Origin of the sequence: Vibrio sp. OPT24 (assembly GCF_015163545.1) — a bacterium.
In the GTDB taxonomy this organism is placed as follows: Bacteria; Pseudomonadota; Gammaproteobacteria; order Enterobacterales; family Vibrionaceae; genus Vibrio; species Vibrio cyclitrophicus.
Map to the genome: position 1 here is coordinate 698819 of NZ_JADDYI010000053.1, position 13852 is coordinate 712670.

14 protein-coding genes are annotated in these 13852 nt (G+C 42.0%); 7 read left to right on the plus strand and 7 right to left on the minus strand.

Features of this window, described 5'->3' with window-relative positions:
• Positions 1–13 precede the first annotated feature (13 nt).
• Complete coding sequence (locus IQO02_RS16845; RefSeq protein ID WP_010431163.1) at positions 14–733, plus strand: DsbA family protein; 720 nt, start codon at positions 14–16, stop codon at positions 731–733.
• 313 nt (positions 734–1046) lie between these two features.
• Here IQO02_RS16845 and IQO02_RS16850 read toward each other — a convergent pair whose 3' ends face one another.
• Complete coding sequence (locus IQO02_RS16850) at positions 1047–2063, minus strand: succinylglutamate desuccinylase/aspartoacylase family protein (protein WP_016793776.1); 1017 nt, start codon at positions 2061–2063, stop codon at positions 1047–1049.
• 373 nt (positions 2064–2436) lie between these two features.
• Between IQO02_RS16850 and IQO02_RS16855 the strand changes: the two genes are divergently transcribed.
• The 3 genes from IQO02_RS16855 (at position 2437) to IQO02_RS16865 (ending at position 5170) form a co-directional block, all read left to right on the plus strand.
• Positions 2437–3435: a porin gene (locus IQO02_RS16855; RefSeq protein WP_010431169.1), complete on the plus strand. Its 999-nt coding sequence runs from the start codon at positions 2437–2439 to the stop codon at positions 3433–3435.
• Positions 3436–3590: 155 nt separating this feature from the next.
• Positions 3591–4475, plus strand: coding sequence for a DMT family transporter (locus IQO02_RS16860; protein ID WP_010431171.1), 885 nt, complete (start codon positions 3591–3593; stop codon positions 4473–4475).
• A gap of 74 nt (positions 4476–4549) precedes the next feature.
• On the plus strand, positions 4550–5170 hold the full coding sequence (locus IQO02_RS16865) for a glutaredoxin domain-containing protein (protein WP_016797253.1): 621 nt from the start codon (positions 4550–4552) through the stop codon (positions 5168–5170).
• A gap of 133 nt (positions 5171–5303) precedes the next feature.
• On the opposite strand, the gene IQO02_RS22390 is transcribed toward IQO02_RS16865, so the two are convergent.
• The 3 genes from IQO02_RS22390 to IQO02_RS16875 form a co-directional block, all read right to left on the minus strand.
• Complete coding sequence (locus IQO02_RS22390; RefSeq protein WP_010431176.1) at positions 5304–5438, minus strand: hypothetical protein; 135 nt, start codon at positions 5436–5438, stop codon at positions 5304–5306.
• Between the two features lie 283 nt (positions 5439–5721).
• Positions 5722–6072, minus strand: coding sequence for a hypothetical protein (locus IQO02_RS16870; RefSeq protein WP_010431179.1), 351 nt, complete (start codon positions 6070–6072; stop codon positions 5722–5724).
• A 98-nt stretch (positions 6073–6170) separates the two neighbouring features.
• Positions 6171–7376, minus strand: coding sequence for a multidrug effflux MFS transporter (locus tag IQO02_RS16875; RefSeq protein ID WP_102282447.1), 1206 nt, complete (start codon positions 7374–7376; stop codon positions 6171–6173).
• 109 nt (positions 7377–7485) lie between these two features.
• Between IQO02_RS16875 and IQO02_RS16880 the strand changes: the two genes are divergently transcribed.
• Complete coding sequence (locus IQO02_RS16880) at positions 7486–8400, plus strand: LysR family transcriptional regulator (protein ID WP_010431185.1); 915 nt, start codon at positions 7486–7488, stop codon at positions 8398–8400.
• 141 nt (positions 8401–8541) lie between these two features.
• Positions 8542–10389, plus strand: coding sequence for a putative bifunctional diguanylate cyclase/phosphodiesterase (locus IQO02_RS16885; protein ID WP_102282448.1), 1848 nt, complete (start codon positions 8542–8544; stop codon positions 10387–10389).
• A 166-nt stretch (positions 10390–10555) separates the two neighbouring features.
• Here IQO02_RS16885 and IQO02_RS16890 read toward each other — a convergent pair whose 3' ends face one another.
• The 3 genes from IQO02_RS16890 to IQO02_RS16900 all read right to left on the minus strand — a co-directional run bounded on the left by IQO02_RS16890 (position 10556) and on the right by IQO02_RS16900 (position 13260).
• Entirely contained in the window at positions 10556–11848 is a 1293-nt protein-coding gene (locus tag IQO02_RS16890) for a peptidoglycan DD-metalloendopeptidase family protein (protein ID WP_010431192.1), read from the minus strand.
• 334 nt (positions 11849–12182) lie between these two features.
• The gene (locus IQO02_RS16895) at positions 12183–12482 is read right to left on the minus strand and encodes an isoamylase early set domain-containing protein (protein ID WP_010431194.1); all 300 of its coding nucleotides are present in this window, start codon (positions 12480–12482) and stop codon (positions 12183–12185) included.
• A gap of 124 nt (positions 12483–12606) precedes the next feature.
• Positions 12607–13260 carry a hypothetical protein gene (locus IQO02_RS16900; RefSeq protein ID WP_010431197.1) on the minus strand — a complete coding sequence of 218 codons (654 nt, stop codon included), beginning with the start codon at positions 13258–13260 and terminating at the stop codon, positions 12607–12609.
• A 32-nt stretch (positions 13261–13292) separates the two neighbouring features.
• Between IQO02_RS16900 and IQO02_RS16905 the strand changes: the two genes are divergently transcribed.
• Complete coding sequence (locus IQO02_RS16905; protein ID WP_171341986.1) at positions 13293–13775, plus strand: GFA family protein; 483 nt, start codon at positions 13293–13295, stop codon at positions 13773–13775.
• Positions 13776–13852: the final 77 nt, after the last annotated feature.

Sequence of the window (13852 nt, forward strand, 5' to 3'; positions counted from 1 at the left end):
TTAGAGAATTGAAATGAAAAAGCACATTATAAGCACGTTGATTATTGGCTCACTGATGAGCGCCAGCGCTTTTGCCGAATTAAATAAAGAACAAACTCAACAACTTGAAGAAATTAACCAATTTCTAAAAGACAACCCTGCGACCATTTCAGGCCTACATACCAGCCTACAACGATATGTTGCAGGCCAAGAGCAAGCTAAAAAAGCCCAGGAAACCAGTCATGACTGGCTATACAACAATGACGCTCACCCAGTATCAGGTAATCCAAAAGGCAAATCGATTATCATTAACTTTACAGACTATAACTGTCCATATTGCAAACGCTTAGAAAAAGGCCTATCTCAACTCACAGCTGAAAATAGTGATATTAAGATCATCAATGTGTTCCTGTCTTTTAAGCAGCAACAAGTTAATGGTCTCGACACAAATGCAGCTCTGTATTCGATGAAAGTATGGAAAGAACAACCGGAGAAATTCCAAGAGGTCAGTCGGTTACTTATGGCCAAAAGCGGTAGTCACACTAAGAACTCACTACAAGCAGTCGCTAAAAGAACAGGAACTGAAGACCAATTAAACACAACTGCTGAACAGAACCAAACGCTAATGACAAACCACCAAACTTTTAGCGCTCTTGGTTTAACAGGGACACCGACTTTAATGATAGATGGGCAAGTATTACCGGGTTATGTGCCTTACGACCGACTTAAAGATATTGTAGATGACGCTTTTTAATCGAGCCTAATAGAGACAAAGACTCAAAAGAGAAGTAAATAAAAAGCCGACTAGCGTAACTCGCAGTCGGCTTTTTGATGAGCTTAAGATAATGTTTTCAGTATTATATTTGAAACAGAAAAGCAGTCGAAGTGTCACTATCTTGCAATGGGTTCTTAATCTAGCCTCGCTACCCTAAAAGTAGTTCTGTCGAAGAGTCAAAGACGTGTTAACTCTAGACAACTGTCCTTTGACCGAGCCTCGCTCGGTCTTTTTTTGCGTGTTTAAATAGCGACACATCGCGTTAACACGGAAACATCCAATAGATATAATCCTAACTTAACAAGCGGCAAACAAGCGCACCCGGCTCCCTTAACGCATCGACATTATAGCTGAGTACACGGCCAGAAGATGGCGCGCGATAACGACGACATTCATTGCCGAAAGCATCATACTGGATGGCCAACAAATCATCTTGTTCTACGCTCTGTAGAAGTTCAACCTGTGGCAATACGAAGCCACCAATATCAGCGCGGATAGAAACTACGTCATTACCCTCTACCCAATCTATGCTCGGCAATTGTATTTTGTCTGGGTTATGTCGGTCTATCTCGAACATTTCATAATAAGACAGCATGTTAAAAACACCGCCTACTGCTCGTTGAATCATGTCAGGTTGAGTAAATTTCCCCATACCCACTTCCACCGTGACACTCGGAATTCCACTTCGATTCCAAACCGTTTCTAAAATACCGGGGTCGCCAGGGTCATTCAGAACGCAATCGGGTTGCATCAGTCTCGCCATCTCCAAACATTGTTCGACTCGGTAATCAGCAAACACATAAAGCGGGTAGACTGCACCACGAGTTTGAGTATGGAGGTCGACGGCGAAGGTAGCATTATGCTTAAGCAAACGCTCCCACAAAGACGCAACAAAGCGCTCCGCAGCTAGGCCATTCGCATCCCCCGGAAAGAGCCGATTGAGGTTGGCCGGGCAAGAACCCGGATCCGAAGATATAAAATCACGGCTATGGTTCAGCAAACCAGACAAATTCACAGTAGGCACAATCGTTACCGTACCTTTGAGAGTTTTACCTACTAAGTCTCTGATAATTTGCTGAGCAGCCAACACACCATTTAGCTCATCACCGTGAATACCAGCAGTAATCATCAGCTTAGGGCCTTCTTGACTGCCTTTAAAAACAGAAACAGGCATATTCTTAGGTTGCCCTAACCCATCACTGGTTACTTGAAACCAAAACTGATGCTCTCCAGCGGGTAAGTCTTCAACATTCAAGGATCCAATAACCTGCCTACCTTGTAAAACATCGCCTAAGTACTCTGTTTTCATCCAACGTCTCCATCTTGTTGAGCAAAACTATTCTTTCTAAGTTGTTGCATCATAGAGGATATATTAACCAGCACAAACAGTTAATCGGATGAGCAAACCCGAATCTGAGCGTAAAAATCACTCATCCTGTCACCACTGATCCAAAAACGTCTTTTCGAAAGTCAGCACTCAAACCCACATGATTGACCGTACCATTCACAAACCGTTTAGGTATTGGAAATAAAAGTGCAATAAAATCAAAACGTAAAAAGTTCCCCATTCACGAAAATGTAATTTTATAGAAATGAAAGCGTAATTTAGCTGCTCTAAATTAGCTTCATATCGAAACGGAGAGCACATTGCTCACGGATTTTAAAATACAAGGTAAGTGATTATGAATAAGGCAGTTTTAGCTTCTGCAGTCGTAGCGGCACTAGTTTCAGGTTCGTCTCTAGCAGCAACAGTTTACAGCTCTGATGGTACTGAACTTAAAATTGGCGGTCGCGCAGAATTCCGTGGTGATTTCATTGGTTCAGGCGGTGAAGAAATCGAAGGTACAATGGAAAATAAAAGCCGTTTTCGTTTGAACGTTGGCGGTACTACAGAAATCAATAGTGACCTCTCAGGTTTTGGTTTCTACGAAGCAGAACAAAGCGTGAAATCTTCAGCTGATAACGATAAGACAGATAACTTCAAACAACGTTATATGTACGCAGGCCTAGAAGGTAATTTTGGTGCTGTTTCGGTAGGCCGTCAAGATACAGCTGCTGCTCAAATTTCGGAAATGTCAGATGTTACTATCTACTCTGGTGACCAAAAAGCATTCATCAACGCTGGCGACGAACAGATAAACAACACGTTTGTATACGCTTACGACGCTGACGCGCTTTCTTTGAAAGCAAGTTTTATCGCAGGTGAAGATAAAGACACTGACGGTTACGGCATCTCTGGTATTTACACACTACCAATGGGTTTAGGCTTTGGTCTTGGCTACTCAGGAAATGACAACGGTACTGGTAATGGTTCAGCAACGGCTGTAATCGCTGGTATTAATTACAAAATGGATGCTTTATACCTAGGTGCGACATATACAATGGGCGACCTAGACGACAAATCAAAAACTGAGTTCTCAGGTGTGGAAGTTGCTGTTAAGTACAAGCTAACAGACCAATTTGAACTGGCTGGTTTGTACCAAAAACAAGAAGAAGACGCGACACAGAACTTAACTGTAGACACAGCTGACTTCTTTGAACTAACGGGGACTTATAAATTCAACAAATCTATCCGTACATACGTTGCTTACCAACTAAACAACCTAGACGATGTGAAGGTTTCAGGCCTAGAAACACAAAGCGAAGATTCTCTGCGCCTAGGTCTACGTTACGACTTCTAACCTAAATCGACTTTAGATTGAAAGTAAAAAGGTTGGGCAATCGCTCAACCTTTTTTCATATTCAAATATTCTGACGAACTTCATCAATGCTTTTTCTGGTTAAGTGGTGCTAAATCCGTATCATACGCAGACCACATCAAAGAATTAGAAGCATCATGTCACAACATCATCCGATCCAAGGCGCTAGCTGGATGCTAACCGCAGGCTTAGCCTTTGCCGTTATTAATAGCTTAACCCAGATCGCCAGTATTCATTTCGGACTTACTTCTACCACCGTCGCCGTTATCCAATATGCCATTGCATTGTGCGCCATTCTCCCATACCTAAAAACACTGGGGATTCGCCGTGCACTCAGAACCGACAACCTAAAAATGCACGTCTTCCGTGTTTTCTTATCAGTTATTGGTATCCAACTCTGGATCTGGGCACTTGCTTACCCTGTACCCATTTGGCAAGGCATAGCCCTGCTCATGACCTCACCACTGTTTGCAACTATAGGTTCTGGCCTTTTCCTGAAAGAAAAAGTGGGGGCAGCTCGTTGGGGGGCAACTTTAGCCGGTTTCGTTGGTGCGATGGTCATCCTTGAACCATGGGGCGAAGACTTTAGTTGGGCAACACTATTACCCGTTGGCGCCGCTTTTTTCTGGGCTTGCTACTCTCTGATGGTGAAGAAACTTTCGTCACAAGATAGTCCTTCAACCATGGTGGTTTACCTGCTTCTCTTGATTACACCCTTTAACCTTCTTCTTGCTGTGCCTGATTGGCAAACTCCAAGCGGAGGCACTATCTGGGGAATATTAATTATCATTGGCATAATGACTGCGCTTGCACAATGGGCAATCGTGAAAGCTTACTCCGTGGCCGATGCCTCTTTTGTTCAACCATTTGACCACGCTAAGCTTCCACTCAATGTATTAGCAGGTTGGATCGTGTTTAGTTGGGTTCCACCTGGTCGTTTATGGCTAGGAGCCGCTATTATTATTGCATCAGTCGCGTTTATTACCCATTGGGAAACAAAAAAGCCGGCGAAAATAAAGTAAATTTAGGACCAATGAAATAAATAGTTCTGCTGTCCGTTCTATATTGATAAGAGAATTTAAACGAGGTCGTAGCCATGAAGAAACCAGTCAAGATCACACTATACCGTTGGGCAGGCAGCTGGGGTCCATTTAAAGTAAACATCCCATGTGGAGAATGTACCCTCACCAAAGACATTCTGAAGGATACTTTTGAGAATGAGTTAGCAGGCGTTGATGTAGAGCTGGAAGTGAAAGATTGGTTATCTCACTGGTGGGAACCTTTAAAACTGGGTTCTTGGCATGCTCCAATCCTAGTTGTAGAAGGTAAAGTTGTTAGTCAAGGTGAAGCACTTAACCGCGGCGTGTTAGTTCAGTCGGTCATTAAAGAGTGGACTAAGCGAGACAGCTTGAAAGGCAACATTGTTTACGGCAAAGCGACCTGTCCATTCTGCGTCAAAGCAAAAAAAATGCTTGATGAAGCCGGCGTCGAATACACATACCACGATGTTGTAAAAGATAGCGCAGCCTTATATCGAATGATCCCTGAAGTGAAAGCGCACATTGGTGAGAAAACACCCGTCACCGTACCTCAAATCTGGCTTGATGGAAAATACATCGGCGGTGCCGACAACTTGGAAGCATGGATGAAAGAAAATGGTTTAGACACCATTCCTAACAACGTTGTCGACTTATCCAGCCAATCGGTTAACGAATAAGATGATTAACATATAAGTTTTTTGTGTCCATCCACAAAAAAGCTCGGCGATGACATTCATCCATCGCTAAAACGAAAAAGGCCTTAAACTTCATCGAGTTTAAGGCCTTTTAAAATTCCGTTTCTGAAAATGCTTATTTAGCCATTTTCTTCATCATTCGCTTAAAGAATGATGGCTTCTTTGGCTTTGATGTACCATACAATGCTTCATGCATCATGTTTTTTGCTGCCATTTGGCCAAGGTATGCGTGGCCCAATTCGTAATTCATGCTTATCTCCGCACATCATCTACTTTTCTTGTGTGCGGATTCTACACGTAAAACCCCCCAAAACAAGATCCAAATCACACTTTAATGCAAAATTACTAATGACATTGCAACCAACAGGTTCCCACCGCAGCTTTCATCAACATCATCAATTTTATACTAACGAGTTAATACAATTCATACTAAACCTAGCGCATTAAGTCTATTGAAGTTAAAGAGGTGGATTCGAAATTTATAAAAAAAGCAGCTCATTTGAGCTGCTTTTAAAATATTTCACTTAGAAACCCTAGCTACGCTTTGGCTGTCTGTAAGTTTTTCCAGCAATTTGGTAAGTATCTTTTTGTTTCAATTCAAACATAGTTTCAAAGAACCAAGCTGCAAATTTAATTAAGTCATCGCCTTCATTCATGACATGTTCGATGTACTCTTGCTCTTCGCCTAGTTCATTTTCTTGAAGCGTCACGTGGTAAATACGCTTTTCGCCTTCAACTTCAGCTAGCGAAAATTGACCAGTTAGTGATGCAGCAGCCTCAGCGACTTCTGTATCCTCATTGGATTTCAATAGCTCAAGTGCTTGAGGCAGGCTATCTAGTGCGCAGATAGCTTTTACCAATACTTCAAATTCATTTTGCTGCATGTTGTTTTACCTATTAAATGGACCGGAGCATTGTAGGAAACCAGCAGCACAAATACAACGCCTAACGATATTACGTTAGAGCATAGTAAGCTAAGTGCTTAACTGTACTCCACTTCAGTCACGTCGAGTTTCTTATTCAATCTCGTTGAAGACCAAAGAACCCAACCCATCCCTACACCAATGACCAGGTAAAACACACCAAGTTGCAGGTGAGTTGTCACCCACCTTTCGACCAAGTACCCACCGAATAAGCCAGCCAAGCACATTTGAATAGAGCCCGATAAAGCCGACACGGCACCAGCTTGCTTCTTGTGGGGTTCCAACAACATACTAATCGATAGAGGAAAAGAGATCCCCTGAGCTATCGCTAACAAAGTAAAAGCCCACACGAGGTTAAAAATGGTTAGCTCGTGCGTAAGCAGCCAACCTCCAGAAGCCAAAATAATCAAAATCGCAAGGCTCATCAATTGCGGCGTACTGAACCTACGATTGAGCAAATTTAACGTAACACTACCAATCAACAATCCAGCCGAGGGGACGATCATCAAAGAGCCATATTCAGCAGCCGTCAATCCCAATTGTTCTTGCATTAAAAATGGGAATAACGAAAGCGACACCAAACTCGCCAGATAACTCATCCAGTTGTAACTCGCACTACTGATTACTTGTCGATTGGTCAGAAAACGTCCATAGTTCTTAATAACTTGAGTCGCATCAAAACGACTTTTTCCATAAGGAAGAGTCTCGGGTAACACAAAGTAGCCCAAGATAAATATGGCTAACAAATACAGTAAAACGAATAGGAATACCGCCTGCCAACCTAGATGAAATGAAATCCAACCACCAAATACTGGCGCAATAATTGGCATGATAGACGCGGTCATTGAAATGTAAGATAAAGCTTTGGTTAACTGAGGGCCATCATAACTGTCTCTAAGAACACTACGCCCTAATACGGACGCACTGCCCGCCCCTAAGCCTTGAAGTAACCGCCCGACTTCCAACGCTGTCATATTGTCAGAAAAAGCAAAACAAACGATTGTGCCAACCAAGTAAATACCTTGACCCAATAAAAAAATCGGCCTTCTTCCTACAGCATCAGACATAGGCCCATAAAAAAGCTGAGACAATCCAAATCCGACAAGGAACAGCGTAACTAGTAACTGAACGTCCACTTGAGTAACACTGAGGTCTGTGGCAATTAATGGTAATGACGGAAGATAAATACTCACGCCCACCTGGCCCGTCGCGATGATCATCATTGCGAGAAGTAATGGTGTTTTTTTAAAGGTCGATTGGCTCAAAAACTTTCCTCATTGTTTGATTTTCACTCGTAGAAATGAGTTTACATTCAAAACCAATAATTGATAATTGACCTAATTGGAATTTGATTAGGTCTTGACAGGAAACAATATGGATTGGATTCTTAACGTACAAAGCTATGTAAGGGTCGTTGAAGAAGGCAGCTTCAATGGTGCTGCACGTAAGCTGAATACCACCAGTTCAGCGATTAGCAAACGGGTTAATTGGTTAGAAGAACGTATTGGTACTCAATTACTCAAACGCACTACCCGCTCAATTAGCCAAACTGAAGCCGGGGCACTCTTTTATCAAAGAGCTAAAGATCAACTCGATAGTTGGCAGTCAATTATCGATGAAACTCGTTCGGTCAACCAAACCCCTGCTGGCTTGTTAAAGATAGGAGCAACCATTGCTGTCGGGTCTAAATTTCTCGTGCAATATCTGGATGACTTTTTGGAAAAGTACCCAGATATTAAGGTGCAGCTCATCACTACTACACCGGGTCAATTACCCGAACTGGGTTTGGACCTCGTGATCAGTCGTGAACTGGAACAACTCAATTCCTTAAGCTTTAAAAAAAGCGCTTTGTTTGAGCACAAAACTGGATTCTACGCCGCGCCAAGTTACTTAGCCCAACATGGCTACCCAACATGCGAGCAAGATTTAGAGCAGCACAATTCGCTAATATGGGGAGAACGCCCTATTCGAGAAGTAACACTAACCAAAGGCCAACGCATTACTCTCAAAGGGAATTTTGCCACCACAAACCCAGAGGCCTTATTTCATGCAGCCAAGAGAGGGATGGGCGTACTTTTAACCATTAAGGCAATGATAAAAGAGGATCTGAAACAAGGGACATTAGTTCCAGTATTACCGAATATAACGGCGGATGAGGTGATGGTTTACGCGTACTATCCTAAGCTTGATTACTCACATACACGAACAAAGCTATTTTTGGATCATCTTAAAGACAGGCTAAACAAAGAGCGTAGTAATCAGATTTTTGAATTAGATTCTGTGAAATAAGTCGCAACTGAGTTTGAAAAATTATATAACACGGCCGATAATAAACTAGACGCATATAAATTAGACATATTCAAGATTTAACGATATGGCTTGTACAAACACAGTTTATATACTGATTCTGGTTAGCTACGGATGATGACTATGACTCAACATGCACACAACAGAATGATAGATACCGAGCGTATCGGACGTTTACTTAAATTGGAAGGTATCGACCTTTTAGAGTCGGCCGTGCTTACTTTGCATCAAACATTTGGTACTCAATACACCAGTATCATAGAGAAAAAGTACTTTCCGGATCAAACGGTTCCCTTAGTCATAGCCCATTCTGACCATGTCTTGCGTGACAAAATCAACGCACGTCATGGGCATATCTATCAGCAAGCAGTTAATCAAAAACACCCAGACTGCTCATTCGCTCAACACATCGTTCAGTCGCTACCAACATCGGCATTTAGACAAGAAATAACATCACAGAATTCAATCGCGATTCCCACTCGTACTCAGAGTGGTGAAGTGATGGGGGTGTTATTTTCAACATTCACTTCCCCTCTAACTCCGGATCAACAACAAGATGCAATTAAATATCATCAACTGTTTGCAAACATCATCATACATACACTGAGAGAAATGTGGTTTAACGATCGTTCTGAACAACTCGTCAATCAACTGAGTTATGAAGTCTCACACGACAGTCTTACTGGCTTACAAAACCGCAGTTGCTTATCTGATACCTTAGAGTCGATCACTCAACAAAGCGTCACACCATTCACATTAGCGCTGCTAGATATCAACAGCTTTAAAGCAATTAATGATATTCACGGCAATTATATTGGCGATAAAGTGCTGCAGCACCTCGCCGAGATCTTGCGCCGAACATTGCCGGAGAGCAACTTAACGTTTCGAACAGCCGGAAATGAGTTTGCTTTTATCACATATCATTCCGATCCCATAGCCGTATGCGAAGAGGTGTTAGCTAAGATAAAGCAAGGATACAGTAGCGTCGACATCAAGATTGAATTCGACGTTAGCATCGGTATTGCTAGCTCAGACGGCGATAATAAAGATGTAGAACAGATAATATTCAACACCAGTTTGGCGCTAAAAGAGTGCAAACGAAACCAAGATGTCCACATTCAGTGTTATGACACTCACCTGAGAGTTCGCTATCAAAGAAAAACAGAGTTGATCGCAGCATTACGAAGTGAGCTTGCGAACCCGATTTCACAGAGCCTTCACCCTAGCAACAATGGAATGTACGTGGTGGTGCAACCAATCGTTGATCAAGGCGAAACACAATGGGGATATTTTGAGGTACTTACTCGCTGGAAGACCGCCAAACACGGAGATATCTCTCCGGTAGAGTTCATTCGAGTCGCGGAAGAATCAGGTCAAATTGTTGAACTGGGTGAACGTATTATAGAACTAGTATGCCATGCGAAAACGATATTGGAGCAAGGATTAGGCTACAAAGTTAAACTTGGGATAAATTGTTCAGCACATGAACTTACCGACTCTAAGCGCTATATCTCCTACCTAACTCGGACTATTGAACAGCACCATTTTAAGGCTGATGAATTTGTTATTGAGTTGACAGAAACCGTGCTTCTGTCTCCGACACAAGAGACGAAATCAGCGCTAAACTTCCTAAGAGGGCAAGGTTTTACCATTGCACTCGACGATTTTGGCACAGGTTATTCAAGCTTAAATTACATTCACAGCTACCCTATCGATTGCATTAAAATTGATGCCACTTTCATTCAAAACTTACTCACTAACTCGACCTCAGAAAGCGTCGTATGGTTGATCATTCAGCTGGCTCACAGGCTAGACGTATCATTGGTTGCCGAGGGTGTTGAGAAGCGTGAACAATTAGAAAAGTTGCACGCAATGGGATGTAACAAAATCCAAGGGTATCTCTACTCGCCGCCTATGCGACCAGAAGCGATAGTCAGCTATGTGACTCACTCAGAATCTCTTGCGGAGTAACCGTAAGCGTTCATACTCCAAGAAATCAACAACAAGTGGACCTCAGCGCAACCAATAATCAAAAAAGCCGCGGTATATCAACTAAACCATTTAGCTGTTTAGCATATTACTCACGGCTTTATTAAGTAGCTTCATTCAACGATATCGACAAGTAAACCAGTTAACGTTAACTATTGTTAGATTGCGTTTCTAGGGCTTTCTTTAACAGCTTGTCGGCTTCATCTCGAGCGGCAATGAAGGTTGCTTTTTCCTTTTTAGGCACTGAATCTGCCATCGGAATATTCGCAGTCATCGCGTTAACAGGGCGACCGCGCTCGATAAGTTCATAGTGCAAATGCGCACCCGTCACTCGGCCCGTTTTACCCGATAAACCAATACGTTGGCCACGCGATACCGTTTGTCCTTTACGCACGAGAATCTTACTTAAATGCAGGTAACGCGTTTTATAAGTGCTGCCGTGCTGAATCACCACGTAGTTACCCGCGTAAGGGTGTTTACGGGTCATGATCACTTTGCCGTCACCCGTTGCTTGAACTGGCGTACCAATTGGCGTCGCGAAGTCGGTACCGTTATGTGGTGAGATTCGGCCTGTCACAGGATGTAGACGTTTCGGGTTGAATTGAGAACTTTGACGCCAGCCGCTACTCACGGGATAACGTTGGAAAGCACGCTGTAGGCTATCACCGTCCGCATCATAATATTGGCCATCGGTATGAAGATAAGCAGATACAACACGGTTTCTGTTGATGATCTTGATTGCTTCAATTTCACGTTTTCCGGTAGCAACACCATCAACAAATTGAGCTTTCTGAAGCACTTCAAACTGATCGCCAGCGCGTAAGTCTCGGCTAAAGTTCAGCTTGTCTTTAAGAAGAGTCACAATATGGTCGATCTCTATGCTGCTCAAACCGACTTTATTCGCCGACATCGAGAAACTACCTTGAATATCGCCGACTAGAGGCTTTTGTTTCCATTCACCAGGAATAGAGATATCTTCGAATTCATAGTTGCCATCTTCAAGTCGTCGATAAACCACTTTATCAGCAACACTAAATTGAAGTTCCATTTTTGAAAGATCACCTGTCGCCTCATTACGCCAAAAGCGCAATGTATTACCAGGACGAAGCGTATCCAACGCAAGGAAGTTTAGATCGGTTTCCATCACACTCATCATCGATTTATATGAAAATCCAAGCTGAGTGAAAATGCTACTCAAGTTATCACCAGTTTGTATTTGATACTCAAACGTCGGCGGTTCAATAGCAGTAACAGAAGAAGATGACAGAATTGACTCAATAACCGTTGAGTCCGGTAAATTCAGATCGACGGTTTTCGTCAGATCCGATGGCGAAGATTGCAAAGCAACACCAATCGCTGCAATAAGTGGCAGTCCTAAAATCGCTACTTTTTTTACAGGTGAAAGCTCAGCAAACGGAGAGGAAAATATTTTTGAATACACGGTAAACAGGTCTTTCTACGATATAAAAGGCTAGGATATGCTTTTCAAACGCATAAATCATCAATGCATTGTCATAATATGATGCGAATCTTACTCTGTATCGCTAAGTCATTGAGTTACCGTTAATGAGGAAAGACATTTTTATGAAAAAATTAACCGCTGATTTTGGAAACAAAAAAGCAGAAACGGCTAGCTTCTGCTTTTTATTGATTTACGTTATTCCGTTTCGCTTGATTAATAACCGAAGCGAATTAGTTGTTTATTTAAGTAAAAGAAGTACCTAGAACAACAACGCCTCCTTCCCGAAAAATAAGCAAAACGTAAGATGCCGTCGTTAGGCGTTAACTGTCGAAACTAGACAATTATCTTCACCAAACTCATTCGCAATATAGCGATCTGCATCCGCATCATTCACCCATTGTTGGTCATCAACTAGGTAACGGAATTGAAATTCACCATTTTTAGGCAAACGAGTTTTAAATTTGTAAACTTTACCTTTTGCCAATTTTTTCATTGGCGTCGCCTTCCAATCAAGAAAGTCGGCAACGATGGATACTGAATTCGCTTCTTGAGCTTCTAGCTCAAAAGTCACTTCCACTTCATCTTTCGTCTTAAAAAAACGTTTATTAATCATTCGCAAGCTCCATTTGTAAAAATAAGCAGACACAAAGCAAAGTGTGTCTAAATTTCATTCATCTATTTAAGATAATATGTAATTTGGCTCACATAAACAACAGATCCTTGCGCGAACAAAAACCTTATTGCTTACCAATTGATTGCGTATCAAAAGAAAAGCTCATTAATACCTTTTCAGAAGGTGGTTCTGTAAATGATTGTTCCAAAGAATGCTGAGTAAAGCCGATAAAACCTTCCCCAGTGAGTTTATTTTCCGTTTGAAGATTTTGTGCATTCGTCACTTCTAAAGTTTGAATCTGTATGCGATCACCCAAAAAAAGTTGATCGACCAACACAACTCGGCTTCGTTGTTTATCGTGTTTAAACAGACCTAGGTAGTAAAATACGCCGCTACCTTGATTCGACACCCACATAGGTGAAACAAAGAAGTTCGCCTGCCCTAACGTAACACCTGAAAGATTTTTAGTGTCGACCGTCACCACACCACGTTCTGCTCCCGAATCGTAACGACCAAAAGCAATTGATCTTGTTGTATCCAATTCCTTGATAAAAGCAAATGCGTTGGTTTCAGGCACTTTAATTGTCCATGGATTGGTCGTCTTCAAATCAAAAACTTCTTCAACCAAAGAGTCATAAGTGACTTGAGATGAAGGAAACTTCGCCAAGATCTCTTCATCACTTAAGCTAAAGCGATAAATACCCGCCAAGATCACCACTACTAGCATGACAATGGGAATCAGTAAAATCAGAGGTATTGGTAAGATTTTCTTTTTCATGAGCAATTATATTCTTTTGTTTTCATCCAGTTGTGCAGACCATAAATGGCTTTAGTATAATTATCAATACAGGGTTAACCAGAAGTGGAGCATGGATGGATATCAATCATATTAAAAATAGAAATATCAGAAGTTGCGAATGCCGCTGTGGAGCAGTCAACCTAGTATGCAGAGGTGAACCTCAAAAAACCTCTATTTGTCACTGCTACGAATGCCAGAAACGAACTGGAAGTGTATTTGGAGTTCAAGCTCGATACCCATTAGATCAAGTGACATTAAACGGAGAGGTGACTCGTTTTTCTCGCATAAGTGACACTGGTAATGAAGTCACCTATCAATTTTGCCCTAAGTGCGGCACTACCATGCTTTTACAATCCGTTGCCGCCGCCGATTTTTACATCGTCCCGCTAGGATTATTTAAAGAACAAGATTTCCCGCTACCGAGCTTTTCAGTTTACGAGGAAAGAAAACATGGCTGGGTTAAGTTTGAACATCAAATGAACCAGTACAGCTAACAGTAATGTTTCGACAAACTGCTATGCTAGAAGCAAATGCAATACTGTTGCCTAAGATCAAATATGATGGCTAGACA

Coding starts and splice junctions, on each gene's coding strand:
- IQO02_RS22390 (WP_010431176.1), bottom strand. CDS start 5,438: ATGAATTACGAATTGGGCCACGCATACCTTGGCCAAATGGCAGCAAAA.
- IQO02_RS16895 (WP_010431194.1), bottom strand. CDS start 12,482: ATGATTAATAAACGTTTTTTTAAGACGAAAGATGAAGTGGAAGTGACT.
- IQO02_RS16845 (WP_010431163.1), top strand. CDS start 14: ATGAAAAAGCACATTATAAGCACGTTGATTATTGGCTCACTGATGAGC.
- IQO02_RS16855 (WP_010431169.1), top strand. CDS start 2,437: ATGAATAAGGCAGTTTTAGCTTCTGCAGTCGTAGCGGCACTAGTTTCA.
- IQO02_RS16900 (WP_010431197.1), bottom strand. CDS start 13,260: ATGAAAAAGAAAATCTTACCAATACCTCTGATTTTACTGATTCCCATT.
- IQO02_RS16885 (WP_102282448.1), top strand. CDS start 8,542: ATGACTCAACATGCACACAACAGAATGATAGATACCGAGCGTATCGGA.
- IQO02_RS16880 (WP_010431185.1), top strand. CDS start 7,486: ATGGATTGGATTCTTAACGTACAAAGCTATGTAAGGGTCGTTGAAGAA.
- IQO02_RS16850 (WP_016793776.1), bottom strand. CDS start 2,063: ATGAAAACAGAGTACTTAGGCGATGTTTTACAAGGTAGGCAGGTTATT.
- IQO02_RS16860 (WP_010431171.1), top strand. CDS start 3,591: ATGTCACAACATCATCCGATCCAAGGCGCTAGCTGGATGCTAACCGCA.
- IQO02_RS16865 (WP_016797253.1), top strand. CDS start 4,550: ATGAAGAAACCAGTCAAGATCACACTATACCGTTGGGCAGGCAGCTGG.
- IQO02_RS16870 (WP_010431179.1), bottom strand. CDS start 6,072: ATGCAGCAAAATGAATTTGAAGTATTGGTAAAAGCTATCTGCGCACTA.